Here is a 25,495-nt window from a genome sequence, read left to right as displayed (position 1 = left end):
GCCCACGCGCCCTTTCTCTATCTGCAGCATAGACGTCGTCCCGCGTGGGGCGGCCTCAGATTCCTTGTAAGGGCGAACATGCTCGCATTTGTTCTGCGCCGGCTGTTCCAGTCGCTAATGGTGATGCTCGCGGTCGCGCTCATCGCCTTCACCATGTTCCGCTTCGTCGGCGACCCGGTGAACCAGATGGTCGGCGTCGACACGCCGCAGGAGCAGGTCGCGCAGCTGCGCCAGACGCTCGGCCTCGACGAGCCGGTGGTCGTCCAGTTCGCGCGCTACATCTACAATGCCGCGCGGCTCGAATTCGGTGTCTCCTACCAGTTCCGCCTGCCGGTGATCTCGCTGCTCGGCGAGCGCGCACCGGCGACGCTGGAGCTCGCCTTCATGTCGGCGCTGTTCTCGCTGCTGGTCGGGATACCCATGGGCGTCTACACGGCGCTGCGCCGCGACAGCTGGCTGGCGAAGATTTTCCAGACGGTCTCGCTCGTCGGCATCAGCCTGCCGACCTTCCTGATCGGCATTCTCCTGATCTACCTGTTCTCGGTGACGCTGGGCTGGCTGCCCTCCTTTGGGCGCGGCGAGGTCGTCAAGATAGGCAACTGGTGGACCACCGGCCTCCTGACCGGTTCCGGCTGGAAGGCGCTGATCCTGCCCTCGATCACGCTCGGGCTGTTCCAGATGACGCTGATCATGCGCCTCGTCCGGGCCGAGATGCTCGAGGTGCTGCGCACCGACTACATCAAGTTCGCCCGCGCCCGCGGCCTCAAGACGAGAGCCATCCACTTCGGCCATGCGCTCAAGAACACGCTGGTGCCGGTGATCACCATCGCCGGCCTGCAGCTCGGCTCGATCATCGCTTTCGCCATCATCACCGAGACGGTGTTCCAGTGGCCGGGCATGGGCCTGCTCTTCCTCAAGGCGGTGCAGCAGGTCGATATCCCGATCATGGCGGCCTATCTCATGTTGATCTCCTTCCTGTTCGTCAGCATCAACCTGATCGTCGACCTGCTCTACGCATTGGTCGATCCGCGCCTGCGCGCGACGATCGGGGCGCATTGAGGTCGGTCATGAGCGCACAACCCGCTTCCCCCTCGAAAAAGCCGCCCTCCCTCTGGGCCCGCATCCTCGACAGCGACATCCTTGCGAGCTTCCTGCGCTCGAAGGTGACGATGGTCGCGGCCGTCATCGTGCTGGTGCTGTTCATCGGCGCCGCCTTCTCGCCCTGGATCGCCCCGACCAATCCGTTCGACCCGGCGACCGTCTTCCTCGCCGACGCCAACATCCCGCCGGCCTGGCAGGATGGCGGCGACCCGAAATTCATCCTCGGCACGGACGACCAGGGCCGCGATCTCTATTCGGCGATCCTCTACGGCCTGCGCGTCTCGCTGATCGTCGGCATGCTTGGCGTCGCGCTGGCGGCGACGATCGGCATCACGCTCGGCCTGCTCGCAGGCTATCTCGGCGGCCGCGTCGATTCGCTGATCATGCGCATTGCCGATGTGCAATTGACCTTCCCGGCGATCCTGATCGCGCTTCTGATCGACGGCGTCGTGCGCGGCATCTTCAAGGGCGCGAACCGCGAGGATACCGCGCTCTACGTGCTGGTGATCTCGATCGGGCTTTCCTTCTGGGTGCAATATGCCCGCACCATCCGCGGCTCGACCCTGGTCGAGCGCAACAAGGACTATGTCCAGGCTGCCAGACTCGTCGGCCTGCCGGCGCCGCTGATCATGCTGCGCCATGTCCTGCCGAACGTGATCGGCCCGGTGCTGGTCATCCTGACCATCAACCTTGCGCTCGCCGTCATCACCGAGGCGACGCTCTCCTTCCTCGGCGTCGGCCTGCCGCCGACCCAGCCCTCGCTCGGTACGCTGATCTCGATCGGCAACCGCTATTTGTTCTCGGGTGACTGGTGGATCGTCACCTTCCCGGGCGTGACGCTGGCGATCCTGGTGCTGGCGGTGAACCTGCTCGGCGACTGGCTGCGCGACGCCCTGAACCCGCGGTTGAGGTGAGCCGATGAGCGAGACTGTCCTCTCCGTCCAGGATCTCACCGTCGAGTTCGTCACCCGCCGCGGCACGTTGCGCGCGCTCGACAAGATTTCCTTCGACATCGCCCGCGGCGAGGTGCTCGGCGTCGTCGGCGAATCCGGCGCCGGCAAGTCGGTCACCGGCTCCGCCATCATCGGCCTGATCGATCCGCCCGGCCGCATCGCCGGCGGTAAGGTCGTGCTCTCCGGCGAGCGGGTCGACAATCTCCCGCTGGAACAGATGCGTCGCCTCCGCGGCAAGCGCATCGGCATGATCTTCCAGGACCCGCTGACCAGCCTCAATCCGCTCTACCGGGTCGGCGAGCAACTGATCGAGACGATCCAGACCCACACCGATCTCAATGCGGCGGATGCGCGCAAGCGTGCCATCGCTCTGCTCGATGAGGTCGGCATCCCGGCGCCCGACAGGCGCATCGACGGCTATCCGCACGAGTTCTCTGGCGGCATGCGCCAGCGCGTCGTCATTGCGCTCGCGCTCTGTGCCGAGCCGGAATTCATCATCGCCGACGAGCCGACCACCGCGCTCGACGTCTCCGTGCAGGCGCAGATCATCACGCTCATCAAGCGGCTCTGCAAGGAACGCGGCACCTCGGTGATGCTGGTCACCCACGACATGGGCGTGATCGCCGAGACGGCCGACCGCGTCGCGGTGATGTATGCCGGCCGCGTCGCCGAGATCGGCCCGGTCCGCGACGTCATCAAGGAACCGCTCCACCCCTACACGCAGGGGCTGATGGGCGCGATTCCCTCGATCACTGGCGATGCCGAGCGGCTCGTGCAGATCCCGGGCTCGATGCCGCGCCTCTCCAGCATCCCCAGGGGCTGCGCTTTCAATCCGCGCTGCGCCAAGGTGTTCGAGCGCTGCCGCATCGACCGGCCGGAGCTCATCGATGTCGGTGGCCACCAGGTCGCCTGCCATCTCTACGACCAGGCCAAGGCGCCGGCGGGCAAGACGGAGATCGCGGCGTGAGCGAAAAAGCCTTCGTCCAGGTCCGTGACCTCAAGCGCGTCTTCGACGTCTCCAGGCCCTGGCTCAACCGGGTGCTGGAGAATGCGCCGAAGCAGTATCTCAAGGCCGTCGACGGCGTCTCCTTCGACATCCGCAAGGGCGAGACCTTCGCGCTCGTCGGCGAGTCCGGCTCGGGCAAGTCGACCGTGGCGCGCATGGTCGTCGGCCTCCTGAACCCGTCCGGCGGCACGGTCTCGATCGATGGCGTCTCGATGTCCGATGCGAAGGCGAGTCAGGAGCGCCAGCGCCTGCGCAAACGCATCCAGATGATCTTCCAGGACCCTTACGCCTCGCTCAATCCGCGCTGGCGCGTCGGGCGGATCATTGCCGAGCCGATTCACGCCTTCGGCATCATCCAGGGCGATGCGGCGATCGCAGAGCGCGTCGGCGAACTACTCTCGCTGGTCGGCCTGCACCCGGACGACAGCAAGAAATTTCCGCACGAATTCTCCGGTGGTCAGCGCCAGCGCATCGCGATCGCCCGCGCGCTCGCCTCCAATGCCGAGTTCATCGTCTGCGACGAGCCGACCTCGGCGCTCGACGTCTCCGTGCAGGCGCAAATCCTCAATTTGATGCGCGACCTGCAGCAGAAGTTCGGGCTGACCTATCTCTTCATCAGCCACAACCTCGCGGTCGTCCGGCACATGGCGACGCGCATCGGCGTGATGTATCTCGGCCGCCTGGTCGAGGTCTCCGACGGCAAGCAGCTCTTCGCCGCCCCGCGCCATCCCTATACCAGGATGCTGCTCGACGCGGTGCCCGACCTCGCCATGGTCGGCAAGCGGCACGAGGGCGTGAAGGGCGAGATCCCGAACCCGATCAATCCGCCCCCGGGCTGTACCTTCCATCCGCGCTGCCCGCTGGTCTTCGATCGCTGCCGCGTCGAGAACCCGCCGGTGATCGACGGCGTCGCCTGCCATGCGGTGAATGCGGGCCGAGAGGCGGCCTAGGCGCTTTGCTCAGGCGGCGCGCCGGCCATGTGAGCTGAGCAGCTCCTGGCCCTTGCGCGTCACCGTGACCCGCCTGTCCTGACGCGTGAGATAGCCGCGATCGACCGCGTCCTCCCAGACCGTCAGGCGCGGGCAGGAGGTGCGCCAAATCTCCAGGAGTTCGGCATGGCTGCGCTCGTCGCGTGCGACCCATTCGACGAGATCGAGGATGAGCGGATCGTCTTCGGCAAGCATGGCGGCCTCGCCTTCCCGGGACGGCGCGATGATAGCGCTCAGCAGCCGGCGGGAAAAGCCGCCTCCGGTCACGCTCCGGACGGTGGGCTCGGCGCCTTTGGACGGCGGCTCAGCGGCGCTACCGGCCGCTCGGTGCGGTACTGGCCGCGCGCGATCGCGGTGAACAGCAGCGCGACGGCGGTCAGCGTCATCAGCCACCAGGTCTGGAACGAGGCGAAGCCGAGCGCCGCGAGCGCGAAGGCCGTGACATAGGCCGCGACGCCGCCGGCGGCGAGCGCGCCGGGCATGCGGCCGGCGGCGCTGACCGCGAAATAGAGGCAGAGCGCGCTCGTCGCAGCGCCGACCAGGCCGAGCTCGTACCAGGTCTCGAACAGGATCGTGGTCGGCACCTCGAGCGGCAGCGCCCCGGTGGTGCGCCCGCGCAGCACGGTGTCGAGCCCATGCCCGGTGATGAGCTGCACCGGGCGGCTCGAGATGATGTCGGCCCAGATGTCGAGACCGATGCCGACCGTGCTGAACACCGCGGGCGAGAGCCGGAAGAACGGCAGCAGCAGGAAGGGCAGGAGCGGGGCGAGCAGCATCAGCCCGGCCATGATCCCGCCCATCAGCCTGGCGCCGACGACGCGGTTGGCGCTGACCGCGCCGAAGGCGATCGCGCCGCACAGCATCGCCAACGCCTCGCCATCCTCGATGCGCGAGAGCGCGAGCAGGCCGACGACCAGCGCCAGCCCCAGCGCGGTCAGGCCGCGTTCGCGCGAGAGCAGCCAGGCGAGCGCCGGCCAGGCCATGATCAGCACGACGCTGACGCCGCGCTCGACGCTGCCGGCCGCATTTGCGGCGCGCGAGTCGATCGGGCTCAGCGCTTCAGTCAGGAGCAGGCCGAGCGCGAAGATCGCGGCGGTGCCGGCGCCGAGCGCCGCGAGGTTGAGGTTCGAGGCCCGCATGCGCTCGGGCAGTGCCGCTGCGCCGGCAAAGCCGAGCGCCACGGCGAGGAAGAGATTGGCCGCCTTCTCGGTGGCCGAGCCGGTATAGGGGCTCCAGACCAGCGAGAGCACAGCCCAGCCGACCAGCGCCCAAATCGTCACGCCGGCGCGGCTGAACAGAGACGCCCTGATGTTGCCGGCGAACCAGCGCGGCGCCTCGATCAGCGCGGCGATCGCCAGCAAGATGACGCCGATCGGCACCAGCACGACGGCGGCGCGGCGCGACACCAGCGAGGCCAGCGGCAAGGCAAGCGCCAGGGTCGCAAAGCCGATGCGGCGCAGGAGCAATGCGGCGTCGGTCGCAGGATCGAGGGGCGTCTGGGCGTTCGGGCGGATCATGGGCAAGCGGGTACTCGGCGAGCCGCCTCCGGCCAGGATGCCAGGAACAGCCCGTTCCACCCTAGCGCCTGCCTCGGGCTTCGACTGTAGGTGCGTTGCAACACTGGCAAAGCATCTCACGCAGTTTGGAACACCTAAAGTTCACTGGCTGCGCGGGCCGTTCCGTGGGATGAAGGGAGCGATGACTGCTCCGCTTGCCGCGATCGTTTATTCCACGGGCTTCCCCATCGACGAACTGATGGCGGAGGTGGCCGATACCCTGAAGCGCGAGGCCGTCCGGCTCGGCGGCGTCGTCCAGCACAACAACGGTGACTGCGCGAGCGGCTGCGCCAGCATGGCGCTTGAGGATCTCGCCTCCGGCCAGCTCTTTCCGATCAGCGAGGATCGCGGCGCGGGCTCTAGCGGTTGCCGGCTCGACGCGGCCGGGCTGGCCGCCGCCGGCGCTGCCGTTTCCGGTGCGCTCTCCGGTCCGGTCGACTTCGTGATCGTCAACAAGTTCGGCAAGCAGGAGGTTCTCGGCCAGGGGCTCCGCGCCGAGATTGCCGCCGGCGTCGTTGCCGGACTGCCGCTGCTGACCGCCGTGCGCGATGACATGCTCGCTGCCTGGTCGGAATTCGCCGGCGAAGACTGGCAGCGCCTGCCGCCCGAATCTGCTGCCGTGACTAATTGGGCGATGGCGGCGTTGCGCCAGCCGGCCTGACGGCTCGCAAGGAGCTACCCCGTGCCGCTCGGCAGCGACTTCCTCGATGACTACCTGATCCGGCCCGATCCGGCCGCTCCTCGCCTTGGCGCGACGGTCGCCGGCATCGACCATAGCGGCGCCCGCGTCGAGACCCGCGTCGTCACCGAGCGGGCGCTGACGCTCTACCTGAATAGCCAGGAGATCGTCACGATGATGACGATCGGCGACCATCCCGAGTATCTGGCGCTCGGCTATCTCCTCAACCAGAACATGCTCAGGCGCGGCGACCCGGTCGAGGCGGTCGATTATGACGAGGAGCTCGAGGTCGTGGTCGTCCGCACGTCGGAGCGTACCGATTTCGAACAGAAGCTGAAGAAGAAGACGCTGACCTCGGGCTGTGCCCAAGGCACCGCCTTCGGCGACCTGATGGAGGCGATCGACGAGATCGTCCTGCCGAAAACCGAGCTGCGCACGAGCTGGCTCTATGGGCTGACCCGCAAGATCAACACCACGCCCTCGCTCTATCTGGAGGCCGGTGCGATCCATGGTTGCGTGCTCTGCGAGCGCGACAAGCCGCTGGTCTACATGGAGGATGTCGGCCGCCACAACGCCGTCGACAAGGTCGCCGGCTGGCTCTTTCGCCACGACGTCGATCCCGGCAGGATGATCTTCTACACCACCGGCCGGCTGACCTCGGAGATGGTGATCAAGACCGTGCGCATGGGCATCCCGATCCTGGTCTCGCGCTCGGGCTTCACCGAATGGGGCGTCGAGCTCGCCCGCAAGGCCGGTCTGACCCTGATCGGCCGCGCCCGTGGCAAGCGCTTCCTGGCGCTCGCCGGCGAAGACCGCATCGTCTTCGACCAGGACCCGGACAGCGTCGAGGAGGAAGGCGGCAAGCATCGCCGCAAGGGATCCGGCGATGACTGATACCAGTCCGGCAACCCTCGGCCTTCTCCTCGCCGGCGGGCTTGCCCGCCGGATGGGCGGCGGTGACAAGCCGCTGCGCACCATCGCCGGCCGCACCATCCTCGCCCATGTGATCGAGCGGCTCGGCCCGCAATGCGACGGGCTGCTGCTCAACGCCAATGGCGACCCCACCCGCTTCGCCGACTATGGCCTGCCGGTCGTCGCCGACAGCGTGCCGGATTTCGCCGGGCCGCTCGCCGGGATTCTTGCCGGGCTCGACTGGCTGGCTGTGAACCGGCCGGGCGCGGAATGGCTGGTCAGCGTCGCCGCCGACACCCCCTTCATCCCGCGCGACCTGGTGGCGCGGCTGCATGCGGCGCGTGCGGCGGCAAATGTCCTGCTCGCCTGCGCCGCCTCGGGCGGCTGGACGCATCCGGTGATCGGGCTCTGGCCGGTCGCGCTGCGCGAGGAACTGCGCCATGCGCTCACCGTCGAGGACGAGCGCAAGATCGACCGCTGGACGGCGCGCCATGGCGTGGTTTCGGTCGAATGGCCGGTGGCGCCGGTCGACCCCTTCTTCAACGCCAACCGGCCGGATGATCTCGCCGAGGCCGAGCGGCTGCATGCCGCGCTGGGTGACGCTTGATCGGGGAAGGCGCCGCCCCTAGATTCAACTGATAAGCGAAGCTTATTCGCCTGCCTCTGGGGGAAGTCGCATGAAGTCTTTTGTCATCGCCGTCGCCTTCGCCGCGATCGCCGCCTATAGCGCGAGCCTGGTGCTGGCGACCTATCAGCGCCCGGTCGACGTCGCCTACGCCACCAGCAGCGTCCGGCTCTGAAGCGTCCGGCTTAGCCTTCCAGCAGGGCTTTCAGACGCGCGAGATCGGCCGCCACCCATTCGGCGTCGCGCGCGAATGCGTCCTCCGTCATCTCCGGGCGCCTGAACAGCGTGAACACCACCTCGCTGCCGCTGCCATTGGCGAGCGCGCGCATCGGGTTGTGCATGGCGGCGCCGTTGTCGGGTACGACCGCGTGGTCGAGGATGCCGTAGGGATTAGGCTCGCTGAAGATCACCCGCATCGGCCCCATCGGGGTATGGGCGTGATAGGTCATGCCCTCGGCATGCTGGAACTCGCCGCCGAGCCCTTCCGCCCATTTCGGGAAGTTCATGGGCTCGGCGAGGAAGCCATAGACCTCCTCGACCGGCCGCTTGATCGAGATGCTGATATGGCGCGCTGGCAAGACGGGCATCACCGCTTCTCCTCAATTTTGCGACTAGAACATAACATGAACAAAATCGAATGTCATCGCGTATCGGTGATGGGCTGTGTCCTAGCCTGCCGTGGGTCGATCAAGATTCCGCCGGCTTCGCCAGCCCTTTTGCCAGCGGCGACGGATGAGGAGATTCGCGATGGAGCAGAGTATCGGCGTCGGCCTGACGATTTTCGTGCAGCATGGACGCGAGCAGCAGGCAGCGGACTTCTACAGCGAGGCGTTCGAAGCACGGCAGCTCAAGACTTACAGGGTCGACGGCGAGCTCGCCGGGGTGGAGATGCTGATGGGTGGAACGCGGATTTCCGTCGCCGGCTCCAATCCGCGCCGCGAGGAGGAGCCGTCCTATGGTGGCCCGTTCTTCCCCAAGGCAGCCGGCGCGGTCAGCACGATCGTCCAGCTGACGGTGCCGGATATCGAGGCCTGCTTCGCACAGGCGATCGTGGCCGGGGCCGCGCTGCGTGACCGGGTCCAGACCGATGTCGAGGGTCGGCGGGTCGCCTCGCTGTTCGACCCGTTCGGACACATCTGGGTGCTGATCGAGCGGCAGGAGGGGCCGACGAGAGTGACCCCCGATCAGCTCGCAGTGCAGGCTGAGCGCTCAAGCAGCCTCAACCTGCAGAACTAGAGCATCGGACCGAAAAGTGGGGACCACTTTTCGGGCAAATCCGATGCGGCGATCCAAAGCCCTATTCGATCACGATCCGTGGCGCTGCCCGGGCCGGCCCGGCGAGGCCGGCCTTCACCTGCCGCGCCAGGGCGACATAGGCCTTGGCATGAGGGCTGTCGGGGTCGCTCGCCACGATCGGGCGGCCGCCATCGGAGGTCTCGCGGATCGGCATGGCGAGCGGGATCTCGCCGAGGAAAGGCACACCTTGCCGCTCCGCCTCGTGCCTTGCCCCACCATGGGCGAAGATGTCGGAGCGGTGGCCGCATTCCGGGCAGATGAAATAGCTCATGTTCTCGACGATGCCGAGGATCGGCACCTCGACTTTCCTGAACATGGCGACGCCGCGGCGGGCATCGAGCAGAGCAAGGTCCTGCGGCGTCGAGACGATCACCGCGCCAGCGAGCGGGGTCTGCTGCGCCATGGTCAGCTGGGCGTCGCCGGTGCCGGGCGGCATGTCGACGACGAGCACGTCGAGCTCGCCCCAGGCGACCTCGCGCAGCATCTGGGTGATCGCCGAGATCACCATCGGCCCGCGCCAGATCATCGGCGTCTCCTCGTCGATCAGGAATCCGATCGACATGATCTTCAGGCCATAGGCCTCCATCGGCGCGAGCGTGCGGCCCGAGACCAGCCGCGGCTTGCCGGTGATGCCGAAGATCTTCGGCACGGACGGGCCGTAGATGTCGGCATCGAGCACGCCGACCTTGAGACCGAGCGTCGCGAGGGCCACGGCGAGATTGGCCGTGGTCGTCGACTTGCCGACGCCGCCCTTGCCGCTCGCCACCGCGATGATCTGCTTGACGCCGGGAATGCCCGCCGCCTTCGGCACCGGCCCGCCTGGGCCGGGCTGGCCATGCGCCTGCCGGCGCGCCTCAGCCGCTTGCGATGGAGCCGGGCGCCCCGGCGCCTTGTCGGCGGTGAGGCCGACCAGCACCTGGGTCACGCCGGGAATGCCGCCGACCGCGCTTTCGGCCGCCTTGCGCACCGGCTCCATCGCGTTGGCTTCAGTGGCATCGATGCCGATTGCGAAGATCACCTTGCCGTCGTTGATCAGGATGTCGCCGATGCGGCCGGACGCCGCCAGCGATTGCCCGCTCGCCGGCAGCTTCACCAGTTCGAGCGCGCGCAGGATGTCGTTTTGCGAAAGGGCCACGATCTGGGTTCCAGTGTTTGCGCGACGCTAGGCCGCGGCCTTGCGGATGTGGAAGACCAGCAGCTCGCCCTCGCTGCTGCTGAGTTCGATCGCATCGCCGGTCTCGCGCATCAGATTGGGGATGTCGATCGCCGCCATCGGATCTGTGCATTCAACCAGGAACAGAGCGCCGGGCGCTGCGCCTTTCAACGCCTTGCGCACGCGCAAAGCGGGGAGGGGGCATTTCAGGCCGCGCAGATTGAGCGGAATGGAAGACATGGGCGAAGGCCGATCGAACGAGGCAGCGCTTCATATGATGGCTTTTCACGTGGGAGCAACAGGGGGCCTTTACCCTTCTCCCCTCGGGGGAGAAGGTGTCTGCGAAGCAGACGGATGAGGGAAGGATGGCTCAGGGCAATGAGGGAAGGTGGGCGCGGCGGCGCGGCCCTCATCCGTCAGCGCTTCGCGCTGCCACCTTCTCCCCCGAGGGGAGAAGGATAGGCGCGGTTCTTTTCGCGCTGGCGCTTTCGATCGTGTCCGGCAATGCCCAGGAACTGCGCGGCCATGGCGGGCCGGTGCGTGCCGCGGCGGTCTCGGCCGATGGCACGACGGCGCTGACCGGCTCCTTCGACCAGTCGGCGATCCTCTGGGACCTCGCCCGCGGCAGCGCGATCAAGGTGCTGCGCTTCCATCAGGGTGCCGTGAATGCCGCCGTCGCGGTCAACGGCCTCGGCTTCGCCACCGGCGGCGAGGACGGCAAGATCGCGCTCTGGCGCAGCGATGCGCCCGAGCCGGCCAGGGTCATCGAGGGGCACAAGGGGCCGGTCGCAGCGCTGGCAATCTCACCGGAAGGGCAGCATCTCGCTTCCGCCTCCTGGGACGGGACGGTCCGGGTCACAGCGCTCGCCGATGGTTCTGCGCGCGTGCTCGAAGGCCATCAGGGGCCGATCAATGGCATCGCCTTCGCACCGGGCGGTATGGTCGTCTCCTCCGGCTATGACGCGACATTGCGCCTCTGGCCTGCCGATGGCGGCTCGCCGCTGATCGTCACAACGCCCGCGCCGCTCAACGGCGTGGTGGTTGCGTCCGATGGTGAGATCGCGGTTGCCGCTGCCGACGGCCGCCTGCGCCTGTTCGGACCGGAAGGAGCCCAGCGCGCCGAGATCGCGGTCGGCGAGACGCCGTTGATCGCGCTCGCCATCTCGCCTGACGGTGCGACCATCGCAGCCGGTGGCCTGCGCGGCCAGGTCGCGCTGATCGATCGCAAGGCGCGCACCATCCGCGCCACGCTGGTCGGACCGGGCCTGCCGGTCTGGTCGCTCGCCTTCCTGCCGGATGGCCGGCAGCTGCTCTCCGGCGGCGCCGACCGGCTGGTCCGGCGCTGGAACGCCGTCACCGGCGAGCATGTCGGGGCGGTGGTGCCGCGTGCCGGCGAGGATGCGCTCGCTGCCTTCCGGGGCGAGCGCGGCGCTGAGGTCTTCCGCGCCTGCGCGGCTTGTCACACGCTGACGCCGGCGGATGGCAATAGGGCCGGCCCGACCCTGCACGGCATCTTCGGCCGTCGCATCGCAACCGCGCCAGCTTACGCCTATTCCGAGGCGCTCAAGGCCATGGACATCGTTTGGAGCAAGGACAGCGTGGCGAAGCTGTTCGAGGTCGGCCCGAACGCCTATACGCCCGGCACCAAGATGCCGGAGCAGACCATCGGCTCGGCGCAGGATCGGCAGGCGCTGGTCGACTGGCTGGAGAAGGTGACGCGGTGAAAAAGCTCGTCATTCCCGGGCGAAGCGAAGCGCAGACCCGGGAATCTCAGGCAGGATAAGGCGCTCCTCCGGCCTGAGATGCTGGGGTCAAGCCCGAGCATGACGGCAGATCACCCCAGCGGGTCCTCACCGCGCTCCGCTCGCTCGCGCAGATAGTCGTCGGTGGTGCGCACCGGCGGGCGCTGCGGCGAGAGGTGCGGGTCGAAGCTCTCGTTGACCACGGCCTCGACCCGGCAATCCTCGCACATGCGCAGGATAGAGGCTCGCTTCGCCCCTTCGCCGGCAAACATCCAGTGCTTGTTCTCGAGCTTTGCCGCGATCTTCTCGATCGTGCTCCTGACGCCGAAGGGCTTGGCGCAGGCGATGCAGTGGAACGGCTCCTCCTGCTTGACGATCCGGCGGCCACCGTTCCAGGCGTCGAAATCGATGCGCGGCTCCAGCGTGATCACCTTCTCCGGGCAGGTCGCGGCGCAGAGCCCGCACTGCACGCAGAGGTCCTCCTGGAAGGTGAGCGTCGGGCGTTCCGGATTGTCGCCGAGCGCGCTGACCGGGCAGGCCGAGACGCAGGCGAGGCAGAGCGTGCAGCCATCGGTGTCGACATGCACCGTGCCGAAGGGCGCGAGCGGCGGCATCGGGATCGCCGCGACCGGAGCCGGCGCGATGGCATGCAGCTCGCCGATCGTCTGGCGCAGCAGCGGCCGTCCGGTGCCCATCGGCCGGAAGCGCGCGGGCTGCGCGGCGCTCGTCCCGGGCGCGATCCTCGCGAGGGCGGCGGCCAGCTGATCGGGGTCGTCGGTCTCGATCAGCGCGGCACGGGCCTCGCCATAGCCGAGCGCGCCGGCCAGCGCGTTGGCATAATCGAGATTGCGCGTCAGGCCGGATATGTCGTGCTTGGGCTTGGCCCGTCCGAGCACGCGGATGGCGGAGGCGCCGAAGGCGAGCGCGGCGGCGAAGGTCTCCAGCCCGAGCTGCGTGATCTCGTTGACGCGCAGGGGCAGTACGCGCGCCGGCAGGCCGGAGCCGTGGCGGGCGAGCGCCTCGATCAAGGGCTCACCATGGTCGCCGTCATGCAGCAGCACGACCGGCTCGCGACCGCCGGCCTCGGCATAGGTGACGAGCAAGGTGCGCAGTTTTCGCAGCAGCGCGTCGGCCGGCGGCAGCGCATAGGTTACCGCGCCGGTTGGGCAGACGGCGGCGCAGGCGCCGCAGCCGGCGCAGATCTCGGCCGAGATCGCGACATGATCGCCAGCCGGGGTGATCGCGCCGGTCGGGCAGAGCTCGAGGCAGCGCGTGCAGCCGGTCTTCCTGGAGCGCGAATGGGCGCAGAGCCCTTCGTTCAGCGCGACATAGGCCGGTTTGTCGAACTCGCCGACGAGCCCGCTCGCCTGGAAGGCTAGCCGCTCGACCGCGGTAGGATCGCGCGGGTCGGCACGCAAATAGCCGGCACGCAAATCGCCGGCCGGAAACAGCGGCGTCCCGCCGGAGATGTCGATCACGACATCGCATTGCGAGACCGCGCCATTGCGCGGGGCATCGAAGACGAGCTTGCCGCGCGAGGACGGGCTAGGCGCGGCGTAATCGTTGACGGTCAGCTCGAAGGCGCCGAGCCAGCCGCTCGCCTGCGCGATCGTACCCTTTAGCACCGGGAATTCGTCGGTGCGCGGCGGTGCGATTTCGCCCGGCCGCGACAGCAGCACGGTGACATCGAGATGCTCGGCGAGGCGATGCGCCAGGGCGATCGCGACCTCGTCGCGGCCATAGATCAGCGCGACGCCCTTGCTGGTCAGCGTGGTGAAGGTGGCCGGCGGCAAGGGCTCGCTCGCGGCAGCGAGCAGGGCGGCCATCTTGGGGCCGGCGGCCTTGGCCTCAGTGGACCAGCCGGCCGCCTCGCGAATATTGGTGAAGAGGAGATCGCCGGCATAATCGAGGTCGGCGGCGACCTCCTCGAACAGCGGTGCCTCCTGCGTGCAGGCAACGGTGATCGCATCGCTCTGGGCCAGCATGTCGCGGAAGCGCTCGATCTGGCTGCGGCAGAGATGGCGGTGCTCGCTGATCTCTGCTCCGCCGCAGCCGCGCCGGAGCGCCGCGCCATCGAGCGGCATCGTGTCCTCGCACGAGCAGACCATCAGCGTGCGGGCGACATCGGTCATTGCAGGCGTCCTCATGGTCGCAGCCGCGTCTTTGGTCGCGCTTGCGATAATCTCATCTTATATGGAATTGGAATGGCTCCAAAGAAGCAAGCCTCTCCCTTGGGATGAGACGTCAGGCGGCGAACGATGACGGCAGGGCCGGTCAGGCAGGATAATCTCAGGCGCGAGCCGGTGCTGCCGCCGGGGTTTTCGCTCGTCACCCTGCGCGAATCGGGCGACGCCTTCGCCCATGCGCGGGCAATCGCGGCCGAGGCCGGCGCCGCGACGCTCGTCTGGGTGCGACGTTTCGACATCGTCGAGTTCGCGGTGGTACTGGAGCCCGATGCCATCCTCGCCGAGGCGAGGCTCGCGCATTACCTCGCCATGAACGCGCTGGCGGATGCGCTTAGCGTGCACTCGCCACCGGAGCGGCCGGTACTGTTTCGCTGGCCCGACGCGCTGACCTATGATCTCGGCCTGATCGGCGGCGGGCGTCTCGCCTGGCCGGCGGAGTGTCCGGAAAACCAGGTGCCGGAGTGGCTCGTCTTCGGCGCGATGGTCCGGGCGACGACGATGTCGCCCTTCCAGCTCGGCCAGACCGGCGTCGGCATGGCCGAGGAGGGTTTCGAGGAGGTCGATGCCGTTGATCTGATCGAGGCCTTCTGCCGCCATCTCATGCTCGGCGTCAGCCACTGGCAGGAGGAGGGCGCCAAGGCGGCAGCGCGACGCTGGCTCGACCGACTGGAGAAGGTCGTCGGCGTTCGCCATGGCATCGAGCCGAATGGCGACGTGATCGCGACCTCGCAGCACGGCGTCGAGCGCAGGAGCATGGTCGAGGCTCTGGCCAAGACCGACTGGCTCGATCGGGAGAGCGGAGCGCCGAAGCTGTGAGCGCCCTCAAGCTCCCGCGCGCCATTCGGCTCGATCCATCCGACGGTTTCGTCTTCCGCAAGGCGGCGGAGCCCGGCGAATGGCTCGTCACCGGCTCCTTCCTGTTCACGCCCGAGAGCGTCGCCGGGCTCGACACCAAGGGCCGCGTCGCTTTCCGCTCCGGCTTCCTTGGTATCGGCAGCTTCGGCTGGAGCACGCTCGCCATCGTCAGCGAGGCGACGGCGGAGGAGCGCGAGCAGGCGGTGGCGCAGCTTGCGGCACAGTTCGTCGACAAGCTCGGTGCGCCCGATCTTGCGGCCGCGCGCGCTGCCGCCGAGGAAGAGATCGCGTTTGCCGCCTCGCTCTGCGATCATCCGGCGCAGACCTTGCTCGCCTTGCACCGCACGCTCGAGGATGGCGAGATCCGCGAACGCTTCCGGACCTTGATGCCGCGGGGCGACATGCCGAAGGATGCCTTCCGGGCTTTCGAGTTCGTCGAGGTCGATGGCGAAGACGAGCCGCAGGAGCATGTCGATCTGATGCAACTGATGAGGGACGCGCCGCGATGACCCATTTCTGGGCGAGCTCCGGCCATCTCCTGCTCGACCGCGAGGACGGTGGCGGCCTCCTCGTCACCGACGATTTCCTGAAGGCCTATCTGGCGCGGCCGGAGGTGCTGCCGCCGGAAGAGGCCTGCGCGGCCGAGCGGGCGCTGCATGCCAGGCTGATGGCGGAACCGCAGGCTGAGGTCACCGATCGCGAGATCGCCGCCATCGCCGATGCCGATGCGCGCGAGAACTGGCGCTTCCTGCTCGGCTGGCGCGAGCGGCTGCTGGCAGCGCCGACCTTGCAGGCGGCCTATGCCGGCATCATCCGCGGCGGCGTCTCCGGCATTCCGCCGGTATTCCTCGACCAACTCGTCCACGTCATCCTGCGTGCCGGGCTCGACGAGGAGAGTGACCCCTTCGTGGTGCGCGCCGCCGAATGCCTGTTCCGGCCGCAGCGTGCCACCCTCCACGAGAACACGATCCTGCTCGCCGATGCCGAGATGATCGAGGGCCACGAGACCGATCGGCACGCCTCGCCCCTGCTCGCCATGCTAGGCGGCCCGGCCGTGACCTCGCTCGATATCCTCAAACAGGCCGAGGCCGACCGCTACTGGCAGCGCTCGGATGCCTTCGACATGGTACTCGATCTCGGCGGCAAGCCCTCCGGCCGCGCGGCGCTTGGCAAGGCGATCGCGCACTGGATCGCGCAGGTCCACGGCTTTTCGGTCGAGATCGAAGCCGTCGAGAACATCCGCGACGCCAATTGGCGCTGGTTCGTCGGCCTCGATGCAGAGGCGACTGCGATCGGCAATGCGCTCTGGAAGGGCGAGACGCTCGACGAGGACAAGGCCTCGCGCCTGATCGCGCTCTACCGTTTGACGCTGCCGCCGGAGGTGCGGGTGCTGCCGGCTGCCAAGGAAGCGCCTATCTATCTGATGCTGGCGATGGACGGCGACAGGATCGTCCGGATGAAGCCACAGAACCTGGTGACCGGCCTGCCGCTTGCCGTCCACGAGATGGCGAACTGAGGACGAGGCCATGCAGCAGCATCACGAAGTCGGTGTCGTGGTCGAGCGGCGCAAGCTCGACTCGCCCTGGGCCGATCACGCCTGGGCGCCGATCGCGGTCCTGCCCGAGCCGCCGCCGCTCGCGCCCTGGAGCAGGCTCGCGGGCGATGACAAGCGTGAGCAGTTCTATCTCGGCTCGGCCGTGCTGACGCTGCACTCGGTCGACACCGCCCATTTTCGCGAGAACTTCGCGACGGGCCAGGCCAGGCTCTGGGTTGCGGTCAGGCCGACCGGAATCGAGCCGGCGCTGGAGCTGATCGGCGTCACTGCCGATCCCTCCGAGGGCGAGGTCTTCCTGGAGAATGTCGGCGATATCGTCGAGGCCGTGCCGATGCCGGCCGCAATTGCTGAGGCCGTGCTCGCCTTCTTCGAGACGCACCATGTCGAGCGCGAATTCATCAAGCGCAAGCGCACCGAGCATGATCCGCGCAAGGGCGGGCTGCGGCCGCGTCCGGGTCTCGAGCGCGGAGAGGACTGATGTCGCGCCCTGACGACGAGGATCGTGAAGAGGGCTTCTTGGGGCGCTGGGCGCGCCGCAAGCGCGAGACGCAGCAGCTGCCATCGCCGGTCGTCGCGGAGCCGCCAGCTCTTCCTGCCGTCACCTCCGATCCTGCCGCACCTGAACCCGAGCCTGAGATCGTCGAGCCGCCCTCGCTTGACCTGATCGACAAGGATTTCGACCTCGCTCATTGGCTGAAGCAGAACGTGCCGGAGGAGTGGAAGCTCAAGGCGCTGCGGCGCGCCTGGGAGAGCGATCCGATGATCTCCAGCTATCTCGACCCCGCCCGCGACTACGCCCTCGACTGGAACACGCCGGGCGGTGCGCCGGGCTATGGCCCGCTCAGCGAGTCGGACAATGTCGAGGAAATGCTGGCCAATATCTTCGGCAAGCCGCCTGAACCCGCCGCCGAGCAAGACGAGGCGGTGCGTAACGACGTCGCAGATGTTCGACCTTCGTCTAATGAAGGGGGCGAGGCCGATTCTGCTGCGCCGCAGCAGGTTTTGGCAAAGGCGGTTGATGATCCCCGGTCGGTGCGGCTGAGTGATGAGGGTGTTTCCAGAAAATCTGCTGAAAAAGCCGCTGAATCGGCCACTTTCCTTGGTGGTGGTTCTGCTGCAGTGCAAAAGGCGCCCGAAATTCCGCCGTCCCAACAACGCTCAAGGCGACGCGGCGGCGGTGCGACACCGCTCTGAGTTTCAGTTGAGAACAATTGCAATCTAGAGCGATAAGGTCTCATTATCACCGCGTGTATCGGCACGTCCGAACGTGCGGGTGCGGGATTTGGAGACGCCTTCGTTTATGCGAGACCAGGCTCTGGAACGGGCGATCGGAGCGGCCGGCGGCGTACGTGCGCTGGCGCGGGCGGTCGGCGTCTCGCAGCCGGCGATCTCGAGCTGGAAGCGCGTCCCCGCCGACCGCGTGCTTTCGGTCGAAGCTTTGACCGGTATCTCGCGCAGCGAGCTCAGGCCCGACCTTTATCCACACGAACCGGTTGTTTCACCTGCCGCCGCCAGCGAGATCGACGAGATCGATGCCGCTCGCGCTGATGAATTCGAATTGATCGGCGCGCTGCTCTGGCGCGCGCCGACCGCCGAGACCCTGTCTGCCCTGCAAGGCCTGCGCGGCGATGCCTCGCCGCTCGGCATGGCCCATCTGGCGCTGGCCGAGGCTGCGGCCGAGGCGAGCCCCGACCAAGTCCGCGACGAGTTCTTCCAGCTCTTCATCGGCGTCGGCCGCGGCGAACTCCTGCCCTACGCCTCCTATTATCTCACCGGCTTCCTGCACGAGCGTCCACTCGCTCTGGTGCGCGAGGACATGGGCAAGCTGGGTCTCGCCCGGGCCGAGCGTGTCGGCGAGCCCGAGGACCATGTCGCCGTGCTGATGGACATCCAGGCCAAGCTGATCCGCGGCGAGGTCTCGGGTGAGGGCGTCGATGAACGCTCCTTCTTCGCGCGCCATATCCGGCCCTGGGCCGACCGCTTCTTCGCCGATCTCGAAACCACTCCGGCAGCGCGCTTCTACCGCGCTGTCGGCCGGGTCGGCAGCCTCTACCTTTCGATCGAGACGCAGGCCGCGAGCCTGCCCGCATGACGTACGGCACGGAGGAGACGACGATGTCGCAAAAGAGCAAGGATGCGGGGCTCGACCGCCGCAACTTCTTCAAGGCGCTCGGCGCCGGCGCGACCGCAGCCGTCGCCCCCGTCGCAGTCACGCCTGCCGCCGCTGTTGATCCCGGCAAGGACGAGACCAAGGCGCGCTATCGCGAGAGCGAGCACGTCAAAGATTTCTACCGCGTCAACCGTTACTGAGGAGGCCGGCGTCATGCTGATCAAGCGCAAATCCGCCGACGTCCAGCGCGGCCGCCTGCAGAGCGCCCTCGGGGGCCTCGCTTCCGGTGTGATGGACCGCCGCTCCTTCCTGCGTCGCTCTGGTCTCGTCGCCGGTGGTGTCGCGGCTGCCGGCGCCCTGCAGATCGGTTCCGTCCGCAAGGCCGAGGCCGCCGGCTACGGCCCGGCCACCGGTACCAAGATCGTCAAGAACATCTGCACGCACTGTTCGGTGGGTTGCACCGTCCGTGCCGAGGTCGCCAACGGCGTCTGGGTTGGTCAGGAACCGGCCTGGGAAAGCCCGATCAACCGCGGCAGCCACTGCGCCAAGGGCGCGTCGGTGCGCGAACTCGTCCATGGCGACCGGCGCATCAAATACCCGATGAAGCTGGTCGACGGGCAGTGGCAGCGCCTGTCCTGGGACCAGGCGGTTAGCGAGATCGGCGACAAGATGATGGAAATCCGCGCCAAGTCGGGCGCCGATTCCGTCTATCTGCTCGGCTCCGCCAAGTTCTCCAATGAAGGCTCCTATCTCTTCCGCAAGTTCGCGGCCTTCTGGGGCACCAATAACGTCGATCACCAGGCGCGCATCTGCCACTCGACCACGGTCGCAGGTGTCGCGAACACCTGGGGCTACGGCGCCATGACCAATTCCTACAACGACATCCGCAATTCGAAGACCGTGATCTTCATGGGCTCGAACGCGGCCGAGGCGCACCCGGTCTCGATGCAGCACATCCTGATCGGCAAGGAGCAGCAGCGCGCCAACGTCATCGTCTTCGACCCGCGCCTGACCCGCACCGCGGCGCATGCGACCGACTATGTCCGCTTCCGCTCCGGCACCGACATCGCGGTGATCTGGGGCCTGATGTGGCACATCTTCCAGAATGGCTGGGAGGACAAGGCCTTCATCGCCGCGCGCGTCCACGGCATGGACGACGTCCGCAAGGAGGTCGAGAAATACGATCCCAAGACGGTCGAGGACATCACCGGAATTCCGGGCGAGCAGCTGAAGCGCGTCGCCCAGACCTTCGCCACGGTGAAGCCGGCGACCTTCATCTGGTGCATGGGCGTGACCCAGCATTCGGTCGGCACGGCCAATGTCCGCGCCATCTGCACCCTCCTGCTGGCGACCGGCAATGTCGGCTCGACCGGCACCGGAGCCAACATCTTCCGCGGCCACTGCAACGTCCAGGGCGCGACCGATTTCGGCCTCGATATCTCGAATCTGCCTTGCTATTACGGCCTGGTCGAAGGCGCCTGGCGCCATTGGTCCCGTGTCTGGGGCGTCGATTACGACTACTTCGTCTCGCGCTTCGATGAGGTGCCGGCCAAGGGCGGCCGCGCCGCCCGTACCCGCAAGCAGAACATGGAGACTTCGGGCCACACCTCGACCCGCTGGTTCGACGCTGCGAACCTGCCGGCCGAGCAGGTCGACCAGAAAGACAACCTCAAGGCCATGGTCGTCATGGGCCATGGCGGCAACACCATCCCGCGCATGCCAGACGCGGTGAAGGGTCTCGAGAAGATCGAGCTGCTTGTCGTCTGCGACCCGCACCCGACCAATTTCGTTTCGCTCGGCGGCCGCAAGAACGGCACCTATATCCTGCCGGTCTGCACCCAGTTCGAGACCTCGGGTTCGCGCACCTGCTCGAACCGCTCGGTGCAATGGGGCGAGAAGGTCGTCGAGCCGATCTTCGAATCCGCCAGCGACTACGCCGTCATCTACAAGCTCTCGCAGAAGCTCGGCTTCGCCACCGAGATGTTCCGGCCCTATGAGATGGTCCAGGGCAAGATCGGGCTGGAGCCGACAGCTGAATCGATCCTCAGGGAGATCAACCGCGGCGGCTGGTCGACCGGCTATACCGGCCAGTCGCCCGAGCGCCTGAAGCTGCACATGGCGAACCAGGACAAGTTCGACATCGTGACGCTGCGCGGCGCCAAGGGCTCTCCGGTCGAGAACGATTTCTACGGCCTGCCCTGGCCATGCTGGGGCACGCCCGAATACAAGCATCCCGGCACGCACATCCTCTACAACACCTCGCTCGCCGCGAAGGATGGCGGCGGCACCTTCCGCCCGCGTTTCGGCCTGACCCGCGAGCGCACGCTGCCCGATGGCAGCAAGGTCGAGGACACCTTGCTCGCCGAGGGCGGCTCCTACTCCCTCAACTCGGATATCAAGGACGGCTATCCCGAATTCACCATGGGCGTGTTGAAGAAGCTCGGCTGGGACAAGGACCTGACGCCGGCGGAACTGGCGACCATCTCCTGGATCGGCGGCAATAATCTCGACACCGTCTCCTGGTCGACCGACCTGTCGGGCGGCATCCAGCGCGTCGCGATGGAGCATGGCTGCGTGCCCTATGGCAACGGCAAGGCGCGGGCCAATGCCTGGAACTTGCCCGATCCGGTACCGGTCCATCGCGAGCCGATCTATTCGCCGCGCGTCGATCTCGTGGCGAAATGGCCGGCCCGGCCGGACGAGCGCACGCTGCGCATCCCGAACCTGCACACCTCGGTGCAGAAGGCGGCGGTCGAGAAGGGCATCGCCAAGTCCTTCCCGATCGTCCTGACCTCCGGCCGCCTCGTCGAATACGAGGGCGGCGGCGAGGAGACTCGCTCGAACAAGTGGCTGGCCGAATTGCAGCAGGACATGTTCGTCGAGATCAACCCGGCGGACGCCGCGGCGCGTGGCATCAGGGATGGTTCCCTCGTCTGGGTGACTGGTCCGGAGAACAATTCGAAGGCCAGGGTCAAGGCGCTGGTGACCGAACGCGTCGGCAAGGGCGCCGCCTTCATGCCCTTCCACTTCGGCGGCGTCTTCCAGGGTGTCGACCAGCGCGGCAACTACCCCAAGGGGCTGGACCCGATCGTGCTTGGCGAGTCCGTCAACACCATCACCACCTATGGCTACGACCCCGTGACCGCCATGCATGAAGGCAAGGTCACGCTGTGCCAGATCGCGGCGGCGTGAGGAGGAACTGAACCATGGCCCGGATGAAATTCCTCTGCGACGCCGACCGCTGCATCGAATGCAACGCCTGCGTCACCGCCTGCAAGAACGAGAACGACGTGCCCTGGGGCATCAATCGCCGGCGCGTCGTCACCATCAATGACGGCAAGCCCGGCGAGCGCTCGGTCTCGATGGCCTGCATGCACTGCACGGACGCGCCCTGCGCGGCGGTTTGCCCGGTCGATTGCTTCTACACCACGGCGGATGCGGTGGTGTTGCACAACAAGGATCTGTGCATCGGCTGCGGCTATTGCTTCTACGCCTGCCCGTTCGGCGCGCCGCAATATCCGAAGGTCAGTAACTTCGGCTCGCGCGGCAAGATGGACAAGTGCACCTATTGCTCGGGCGGCCCGGAGGTCGACCTCTCGCCGGCCGAGTTCCAGAAATACGGCTCGAACCGCCTCGCTGAGGGCAAGCTGCCGCTTTGTGCCGAGATGTGCTCGACCAAGTCGCTGCTCGCCGGCGACGGCGAGGTGATCGCACAGATCTACAAGGAACGGGTGGTCAAGCGCGGCTACGGCTCGGGAGCCTGGGGCTGGCAGACCGCCTACCGGGAAACCATCACGATCTGAGCTGGGGGAGGGGGGCGCATCACGGCCCGAAAAGGGTCGGGTGCGTTCCTCCCCGGATCGACCTCGTCTTCGCGAAAAGGATGCCGCAATGTCGCTCCGCGCTCATCTCCGCTTCCTCGTCACGGCGCTGCTGCTGGCCGTCGCGGTCGGCTTTGCCCAGCCCGGTGCCGCCCAGCAGGTCAATCCGACCGCGGATTCGGTCAAGGAGAAGCAGTTCCTCGACGCGCTGAAGGGCAACCCCTCGGCCGAGCTGCAAGGCCGTATCACCATTCCCGACACCAAGGCGGCGACACTGGAACGCCCGGCCGGGCGTGAATGGCGTGCCTTCCACCAGAACACGATGACCAAGATCGGCGCGGTCGCCGTGCTCGGCATGCTGATCCTGCTCGTCGCCTTCTATCTCTTCCGTGGACGCATCCGGATCGAGGGCGGCCCGTCCGGGCAGACGCTGACGCGCTTCAACGGCTTTGAGCGCTTCGTCCACTGGCTGACCGCTGCCTGCTTCATCGTGCTGGCGCTGTCCGGGCTCAACGTCACCTTCGGCAAATCGCTGCTGCTGCCGTTCATCGGCCCGGAGGCATTCACCAACATCTCGATCGTGGCGAAATGGGCGCATAACTACCTCGCCTGGCCGTTCATGCTCGGCATCGCCCTGATGTTCCTGATCTGGATCAAGGACAACATACCCTCGATGATCGACGTCCGCTGGTTCGCGACCGGTGGCGGCATCGTCGGCAACGCCCACCCGCCGGCGAAGCGCTTCAATGGCGGCCAGAAGATCGTGTTCTGGACGGTTGTGCTTGGCGGCGCGGCGCTCGGGGTCTCCGGCATCTACCTGCTCTTCCCGGCGGTTGCCGGCGGCGTGCTCAACCTGCAGTTCTGGAACGTAGTCCACGGTATCGTCGGCGTGCTGATGGTCGCGGCGATCCTCGCCCACATCTATATCGGCACGATCGGCATGGAGGGCGCCTTCGACGCGATGGGCTCCGGCGAGGTCGATCTCAACTGGGCCAAGGAGCACCATTCGCTCTGGGTCGCCGATGAGGTGCGCAAGGGGCACGTCCACGGCGGCAAGCTGCAGCCGGCGGAGTGAGCCTTCGCCGCGCTTGACCGGCTGAACCCATTTGCACGATGACAGCCGGGCGCCTCGCGCGCCCGGCTTTGTCTTTTTAGGATGTCCCTGTCGATGCGTGTGATCGGACTGGCAGGCTGGAGCGGGGCCGGCAAGACGACCCTGCTCACCAGGCTGATCCCGGAGTTCAACCGCCGGGGCGTCACGGTTTCGACGATCAAGCACGCCCATCACGCCTTCGATCTCGACACGCCCGGCAAGGATTCTTTCGCGCACCGGCAGGCCGGCGCGTCCGAGGTACTGATCTCCTCGGCGAAGCGCTGGGCGCTGCTGCATGAATTGCGCGACGAGCCCGAGGCCACGCTGCCCGAATTGCTGGCGCGGCTCTCTCCTGTCGATCTCGTCATCGTCGAAGGCTTCAAGCGCGACCCGCATGCCAAGCTCGAGGTCTACCGCGCCGCCAACGGCAAGCCGCCCTTGCATCCGGATGACTCGAGCATTGTCGCGATCGCCAGCGACACTGCCTTCCCGGATGCTGGCCGACCGGTGATCGGGCTCGACGATGTGCCGGCCATCGCCGATTGTCTCTTCGCTGAGGCGCAGCCGCTCGACGCGGTGCTGGCGCGGGCAAAGAAGGGTCTCTGACGATGGCGCAGCTCAGCGCGGATGCCGACGCCTTCGGGCCGATGCTGACCATCGAGCAGGCGGCCGAGCGCGCCGCCGAGCACATTGTGCCCGTAGCCGGCATCGAGACGATATCGCTTTCCGCGGCCGATGGCCGTGTGCTGGCGCAGGGCGTGATTGCGCCGGTCGACCTGCCACCCTTCGCCAATTCGGCGGTCGATGGCTATGCGGTCCGTTTCACTGACCTGGCGACGTCAGGACAAACACATCTGCCGCTCGCCGGTCGCGTTACTGCCGGCGCAGATGCTGCCGGCGTCGTGACGGCGGGGACAGCGGTGCGCGTCTTCACCGGCGCGCCGCTGCCGGCCGGCGCCGAAACCGTTTTCATGCAGGAGGATGTCGCGCTGAAGGGCGACGCAGTCGTTCTCCCGGCTGGGCTGAAGCGCGGCGCCAATGCGAGGCCCGCCGGCGAGGATATCGGATGCGGCAGTCTCGCGCTCGCCGCCGGCCGGAGGCTGCGCCCGCAGGATTTGGCTCTGCTCGCTGCGCTCGGCCTGACCGAGGTCGCGGTGCGCCGCCGTGTCCGTGTGGCGATCTTCTCGACCGGCGACGAACTCAACGAGCCCGGCAAGGCTTTGCCGCCGGCCGGCATCTACGACGCCAATCGCAGCCTGCTGCGTTCGATGGTGGCTCGCGCTGGAGCGGAGGTGGTCGACCTCGGCATCCTGCGCGACGAACCGGAGAGCCTCGCCACGCGACTGGTCGAGGCGGCGGAAAGCTGCGACCTGATCCTGACCTCGGGCGGCGTTTCGACCGGCGAGGAGGATCATGTCAAGGCGGCGGTGGAGCGCGCCGGCGAGCTTGCCTTCTGGCGCGTGGCGATCAAGCCCGGCCGGCCGGTCGCGATGGGCCTCGTTGCCGGCACGCCCTTCATCGGCCTGCCCGGCAACCCGGTCGCGGTCTTCGTCACCTTCGCCTTCGTCGCGCGCACGGTGATCGCGCTTTTGTCCGGGACGAAGCCGATGCGCCTGCACGGCCTGCCGGTCAGGCTCGGCTTTCCCTACAAGAAGAAGGCCGGCCGGCGCGAATATGTCCGGGTCACGCTCGCTCCAGGAGCCGACGGCATCGCGGTGGCGCAGAAGCATCCGCGGGACGGGGCTGGCGTGCTGACCTCGCTGACCGAGACCGACGGGCTGGTCGAGCTCGCCGACGAGCTGACAAGCGTCACTGAGGGCACGATCGCGCCTTTCCTTGCTTACGAGGTGCTGACGGGCTGAC

28 protein-coding genes are annotated in these 25,495 nt (G+C 67.4%); 22 read left to right on the top strand and 6 right to left on the bottom strand.

Going from position 1 to position 25,495, the window contains the following annotated elements; genetic code table 11:
* The first annotated feature begins 78 nt into the window (after positions 1-78).
* The 4 genes from ACSQ3M_RS08370 to ACSQ3M_RS08355 are packed head-to-tail and all read left to right on the top strand — an operon-like array spanning position 79 to position 4,010.
* Positions 79-1,059, top strand: coding sequence for an ABC transporter permease (locus ACSQ3M_RS08370; RefSeq protein WP_126113596.1), 981 nt, complete (start codon positions 79-81; stop codon positions 1,057-1,059).
* A gap of 8 nt (positions 1,060-1,067) precedes the next feature.
* Positions 1,068-2,015, top strand: a complete 948-nt coding sequence (locus ACSQ3M_RS08365; protein ID WP_436149605.1) for an ABC transporter permease — start codon at positions 1,068-1,070, stop codon at positions 2,013-2,015.
* A gap of 4 nt (positions 2,016-2,019) precedes the next feature.
* Entirely contained in the window at positions 2,020-3,021 is a 1,002-nt protein-coding gene (locus ACSQ3M_RS08360; protein WP_436149604.1) for an ABC transporter ATP-binding protein, read from the top strand.
* Positions 3,018-4,010: an ABC transporter ATP-binding protein gene (locus ACSQ3M_RS08355; protein ID WP_436149603.1), complete on the top strand. Its 993-nt coding sequence runs from the start codon at positions 3,018-3,020 to the stop codon at positions 4,008-4,010. Before ACSQ3M_RS08360 ends, ACSQ3M_RS08355 begins: the two co-directional genes overlap by 4 nt.
* A gap of 9 nt (positions 4,011-4,019) precedes the next feature.
* On the opposite strand, the gene ACSQ3M_RS08350 is transcribed toward ACSQ3M_RS08355, so the two are convergent.
* Positions 4,020-4,244 (bottom strand): hypothetical protein, encoded by a 225-nt coding sequence (locus tag ACSQ3M_RS08350; RefSeq protein WP_436149602.1) that lies wholly within the window; start codon positions 4,242-4,244, stop codon positions 4,020-4,022.
* 68 nt (positions 4,245-4,312) lie between these two features.
* Entirely contained in the window at positions 4,313-5,572 is a 1,260-nt protein-coding gene (locus ACSQ3M_RS08345) for a peptide ABC transporter permease (RefSeq protein WP_436149601.1), read from the bottom strand.
* A gap of 175 nt (positions 5,573-5,747) precedes the next feature.
* Between ACSQ3M_RS08345 and ACSQ3M_RS08340 the strand changes: the two genes are divergently transcribed.
* The 4 genes from ACSQ3M_RS08340 to ACSQ3M_RS08325 all read left to right on the top strand — a co-directional run bounded on the left by ACSQ3M_RS08340 (position 5,748) and on the right by ACSQ3M_RS08325 (position 7,996).
* Positions 5,748-6,266 carry a DUF2478 domain-containing protein gene (locus tag ACSQ3M_RS08340; RefSeq protein ID WP_436149600.1) on the top strand — a complete coding sequence of 173 codons (519 nt, stop codon included), beginning with the start codon at positions 5,748-5,750 and terminating at the stop codon, positions 6,264-6,266.
* Between the two features lie 21 nt (positions 6,267-6,287).
* Positions 6,288-7,178, top strand: coding sequence for a formate dehydrogenase accessory sulfurtransferase FdhD (locus ACSQ3M_RS08335; RefSeq protein WP_436149599.1), 891 nt, complete (start codon positions 6,288-6,290; stop codon positions 7,176-7,178).
* Complete coding sequence (mobA, locus tag ACSQ3M_RS08330; RefSeq protein ID WP_436149598.1) at positions 7,171-7,803, top strand: molybdenum cofactor guanylyltransferase MobA; 633 nt, start codon at positions 7,171-7,173, stop codon at positions 7,801-7,803. Before ACSQ3M_RS08335 ends, mobA begins: the two co-directional genes overlap by 8 nt.
* Before the next feature lie 70 nt (positions 7,804-7,873).
* Positions 7,874-7,996 carry a hypothetical protein gene (locus ACSQ3M_RS08325; protein WP_436149597.1) on the top strand — a complete coding sequence of 41 codons (123 nt, stop codon included), beginning with the start codon at positions 7,874-7,876 and terminating at the stop codon, positions 7,994-7,996.
* Positions 7,997-8,006: 10 nt separating this feature from the next.
* Here the strand turns inward: ACSQ3M_RS08325 and ACSQ3M_RS08320 are convergent, their stop codons facing one another.
* Positions 8,007-8,408, bottom strand: coding sequence for an SRPBCC family protein (locus tag ACSQ3M_RS08320; RefSeq protein WP_436149596.1), 402 nt, complete (start codon positions 8,406-8,408; stop codon positions 8,007-8,009).
* A gap of 160 nt (positions 8,409-8,568) precedes the next feature.
* Here ACSQ3M_RS08320 and ACSQ3M_RS08315 point away from each other — a divergent pair, with 160 nt between their 5' ends.
* The gene (locus tag ACSQ3M_RS08315) at positions 8,569-9,057 is read left to right on the top strand and encodes a VOC family protein (RefSeq protein WP_436149595.1); all 489 of its coding nucleotides are present in this window, start codon (positions 8,569-8,571) and stop codon (positions 9,055-9,057) included.
* 61 nt (positions 9,058-9,118) lie between these two features.
* On the opposite strand, the gene ACSQ3M_RS08310 is transcribed toward ACSQ3M_RS08315, so the two are convergent.
* Together ACSQ3M_RS08310 and ACSQ3M_RS08305 are read right to left on the bottom strand one after the other, a co-directional pair.
* Positions 9,119-10,252: an Mrp/NBP35 family ATP-binding protein gene (locus ACSQ3M_RS08310; RefSeq protein WP_436149594.1), complete on the bottom strand. Its 1,134-nt coding sequence runs from the start codon at positions 10,250-10,252 to the stop codon at positions 9,119-9,121.
* 27 nt (positions 10,253-10,279) lie between these two features.
* Positions 10,280-10,510: a sulfurtransferase TusA family protein gene (locus tag ACSQ3M_RS08305; RefSeq protein WP_436149593.1), complete on the bottom strand. Its 231-nt coding sequence runs from the start codon at positions 10,508-10,510 to the stop codon at positions 10,280-10,282.
* A 254-nt stretch (positions 10,511-10,764) separates the two neighbouring features.
* Here ACSQ3M_RS08305 and ACSQ3M_RS08300 point away from each other — a divergent pair, with 254 nt between their 5' ends.
* A complete protein-coding gene (locus ACSQ3M_RS08300) occupies positions 10,765-11,994 on the top strand; it encodes a c-type cytochrome (protein ID WP_436149592.1) in 1,230 nt (409 codons plus the stop codon).
* Between the two features lie 110 nt (positions 11,995-12,104).
* Here ACSQ3M_RS08300 and ACSQ3M_RS08295 read toward each other — a convergent pair whose 3' ends face one another.
* Positions 12,105-14,144: a 4Fe-4S binding protein gene (locus ACSQ3M_RS08295; protein WP_436149591.1), complete on the bottom strand. Its 2,040-nt coding sequence runs from the start codon at positions 14,142-14,144 to the stop codon at positions 12,105-12,107.
* A gap of 126 nt (positions 14,145-14,270) precedes the next feature.
* On the opposite strand from ACSQ3M_RS08295, the gene ACSQ3M_RS08290 reads away from it, so the two are divergent.
* The 12 genes from ACSQ3M_RS08290 (at position 14,271) to ACSQ3M_RS08235 (ending at position 25,494) form a co-directional block, all read left to right on the top strand.
* Entirely contained in the window at positions 14,271-15,014 is a 744-nt protein-coding gene (locus ACSQ3M_RS08290; protein ID WP_436149590.1) for a biotin/lipoate--protein ligase family protein, read from the top strand.
* Positions 15,011-15,562 (top strand): DUF6505 family protein, encoded by a 552-nt coding sequence (locus ACSQ3M_RS08285; protein ID WP_436149589.1) that lies wholly within the window; start codon positions 15,011-15,013, stop codon positions 15,560-15,562. The genes ACSQ3M_RS08290 and ACSQ3M_RS08285 overlap by 4 nt, the downstream gene beginning before the upstream one ends.
* The gene (locus ACSQ3M_RS08280; protein ID WP_436149588.1) at positions 15,559-16,569 is read left to right on the top strand and encodes a DUF6352 family protein; all 1,011 of its coding nucleotides are present in this window, start codon (positions 15,559-15,561) and stop codon (positions 16,567-16,569) included. Before ACSQ3M_RS08285 ends, ACSQ3M_RS08280 begins: the two co-directional genes overlap by 4 nt.
* A 10-nt stretch (positions 16,570-16,579) precedes the next feature.
* On the top strand, positions 16,580-17,086 hold the full coding sequence (locus ACSQ3M_RS08275) for a DUF3305 domain-containing protein (RefSeq protein ID WP_436149587.1): 507 nt from the start codon (positions 16,580-16,582) through the stop codon (positions 17,084-17,086).
* The gene (locus ACSQ3M_RS08270) at positions 17,086-17,802 is read left to right on the top strand and encodes a DUF3306 domain-containing protein (protein ID WP_436149586.1); all 717 of its coding nucleotides are present in this window, start codon (positions 17,086-17,088) and stop codon (positions 17,800-17,802) included. The genes ACSQ3M_RS08275 and ACSQ3M_RS08270 overlap by 1 nt, the downstream gene beginning before the upstream one ends.
* 106 nt (positions 17,803-17,908) lie before the next feature.
* A complete protein-coding gene (locus ACSQ3M_RS08265; protein WP_436149585.1) occupies positions 17,909-18,700 on the top strand; it encodes a Cro/CI family transcriptional regulator in 792 nt (263 codons plus the stop codon).
* Complete coding sequence (locus tag ACSQ3M_RS08260) at positions 18,697-18,918, top strand: formate dehydrogenase (RefSeq protein ID WP_436149584.1); 222 nt, start codon at positions 18,697-18,699, stop codon at positions 18,916-18,918. Before ACSQ3M_RS08265 ends, ACSQ3M_RS08260 begins: the two co-directional genes overlap by 4 nt.
* A gap of 13 nt (positions 18,919-18,931) precedes the next feature.
* The gene (locus ACSQ3M_RS08255) at positions 18,932-21,910 is read left to right on the top strand and encodes a formate dehydrogenase subunit alpha (RefSeq protein ID WP_436149583.1); all 2,979 of its coding nucleotides are present in this window, start codon (positions 18,932-18,934) and stop codon (positions 21,908-21,910) included.
* A 14-nt stretch (positions 21,911-21,924) separates the two neighbouring features.
* Complete coding sequence (gene fdh3B, locus ACSQ3M_RS08250) at positions 21,925-22,521, top strand: formate dehydrogenase FDH3 subunit beta (RefSeq protein WP_126113572.1); 597 nt, start codon at positions 21,925-21,927, stop codon at positions 22,519-22,521.
* An 88-nt stretch (positions 22,522-22,609) separates the two neighbouring features.
* The gene (locus ACSQ3M_RS08245) at positions 22,610-23,614 is read left to right on the top strand and encodes a formate dehydrogenase subunit gamma (RefSeq protein WP_436149582.1); all 1,005 of its coding nucleotides are present in this window, start codon (positions 22,610-22,612) and stop codon (positions 23,612-23,614) included.
* Positions 23,615-23,707: 93 nt separating this feature from the next.
* Positions 23,708-24,238, top strand: a complete 531-nt coding sequence (gene mobB / locus ACSQ3M_RS08240) for a molybdopterin-guanine dinucleotide biosynthesis protein B (protein WP_436149581.1) — start codon at positions 23,708-23,710, stop codon at positions 24,236-24,238.
* 2 nt (positions 24,239-24,240) lie between these two features.
* The gene (locus tag ACSQ3M_RS08235; RefSeq protein ID WP_436149580.1) at positions 24,241-25,494 is read left to right on the top strand and encodes a molybdopterin molybdotransferase MoeA; all 1,254 of its coding nucleotides are present in this window, start codon (positions 24,241-24,243) and stop codon (positions 25,492-25,494) included.
* The last annotated feature ends 1 nt before the right edge of the window (position 25,495 follow it).

The sequence above is a fragment of the Allobosea sp. LjRoot90 genome (assembly GCF_964254315.1).
Lineage (GTDB): Bacteria > Pseudomonadota > Alphaproteobacteria > Rhizobiales > Beijerinckiaceae > Allobosea.
Note: the sequence above shows the minus strand (reverse complement) of the source record. Positions and strands in the feature narration are given on the sequence as shown.

Bases quoted from the DNA above. Each gene is read 5' to 3' on its own strand.
- ACSQ3M_RS08370 (WP_126113596.1), top strand. From the start codon at position 79: ATGCTCGCATTTGTTCTGCGCCGGCTGTTCCAGTCGCTAATGGTGATG.
- ACSQ3M_RS08365 (WP_436149605.1), top strand. From the start codon at position 1,068: ATGAGCGCACAACCCGCTTCCCCCTCGAAAAAGCCGCCCTCCCTCTGG.
- ACSQ3M_RS08360 (WP_436149604.1), top strand. From the start codon at position 2,020: ATGAGCGAGACTGTCCTCTCCGTCCAGGATCTCACCGTCGAGTTCGTC.
- ACSQ3M_RS08350 (WP_436149602.1), bottom strand. From the start codon at position 4,244: ATGCTTGCCGAAGACGATCCGCTCATCCTCGATCTCGTCGAATGGGTC.
- ACSQ3M_RS08340 (WP_436149600.1), top strand. From the start codon at position 5,748: ATGACTGCTCCGCTTGCCGCGATCGTTTATTCCACGGGCTTCCCCATC.
- mobA (WP_436149598.1), top strand. From the start codon at position 7,171: ATGACTGATACCAGTCCGGCAACCCTCGGCCTTCTCCTCGCCGGCGGG.
- ACSQ3M_RS08325 (WP_436149597.1), top strand. From the start codon at position 7,874: ATGAAGTCTTTTGTCATCGCCGTCGCCTTCGCCGCGATCGCCGCCTAT.
- ACSQ3M_RS08320 (WP_436149596.1), bottom strand. From the start codon at position 8,408: ATGCCCGTCTTGCCAGCGCGCCATATCAGCATCTCGATCAAGCGGCCG.
- ACSQ3M_RS08315 (WP_436149595.1), top strand. From the start codon at position 8,569: ATGGAGCAGAGTATCGGCGTCGGCCTGACGATTTTCGTGCAGCATGGA.
- ACSQ3M_RS08305 (WP_436149593.1), bottom strand. From the start codon at position 10,510: ATGTCTTCCATTCCGCTCAATCTGCGCGGCCTGAAATGCCCCCTCCCC.
- ACSQ3M_RS08295 (WP_436149591.1), bottom strand. From the start codon at position 14,144: ATGACCGATGTCGCCCGCACGCTGATGGTCTGCTCGTGCGAGGACACG.
- ACSQ3M_RS08290 (WP_436149590.1), top strand. From the start codon at position 14,271: ATGACGGCAGGGCCGGTCAGGCAGGATAATCTCAGGCGCGAGCCGGTG.
- ACSQ3M_RS08280 (WP_436149588.1), top strand. From the start codon at position 15,559: ATGACCCATTTCTGGGCGAGCTCCGGCCATCTCCTGCTCGACCGCGAG.
- ACSQ3M_RS08275 (WP_436149587.1), top strand. From the start codon at position 16,580: ATGCAGCAGCATCACGAAGTCGGTGTCGTGGTCGAGCGGCGCAAGCTC.
- ACSQ3M_RS08270 (WP_436149586.1), top strand. From the start codon at position 17,086: ATGTCGCGCCCTGACGACGAGGATCGTGAAGAGGGCTTCTTGGGGCGC.
- ACSQ3M_RS08265 (WP_436149585.1), top strand. From the start codon at position 17,909: ATGCGAGACCAGGCTCTGGAACGGGCGATCGGAGCGGCCGGCGGCGTA.
- ACSQ3M_RS08260 (WP_436149584.1), top strand. From the start codon at position 18,697: ATGACGTACGGCACGGAGGAGACGACGATGTCGCAAAAGAGCAAGGAT.
- ACSQ3M_RS08255 (WP_436149583.1), top strand. From the start codon at position 18,932: ATGCTGATCAAGCGCAAATCCGCCGACGTCCAGCGCGGCCGCCTGCAG.
- fdh3B (WP_126113572.1), top strand. From the start codon at position 21,925: ATGGCCCGGATGAAATTCCTCTGCGACGCCGACCGCTGCATCGAATGC.
- ACSQ3M_RS08245 (WP_436149582.1), top strand. From the start codon at position 22,610: ATGTCGCTCCGCGCTCATCTCCGCTTCCTCGTCACGGCGCTGCTGCTG.
- mobB (WP_436149581.1), top strand. From the start codon at position 23,708: ATGCGTGTGATCGGACTGGCAGGCTGGAGCGGGGCCGGCAAGACGACC.
- ACSQ3M_RS08235 (WP_436149580.1), top strand. From the start codon at position 24,241: ATGGCGCAGCTCAGCGCGGATGCCGACGCCTTCGGGCCGATGCTGACC.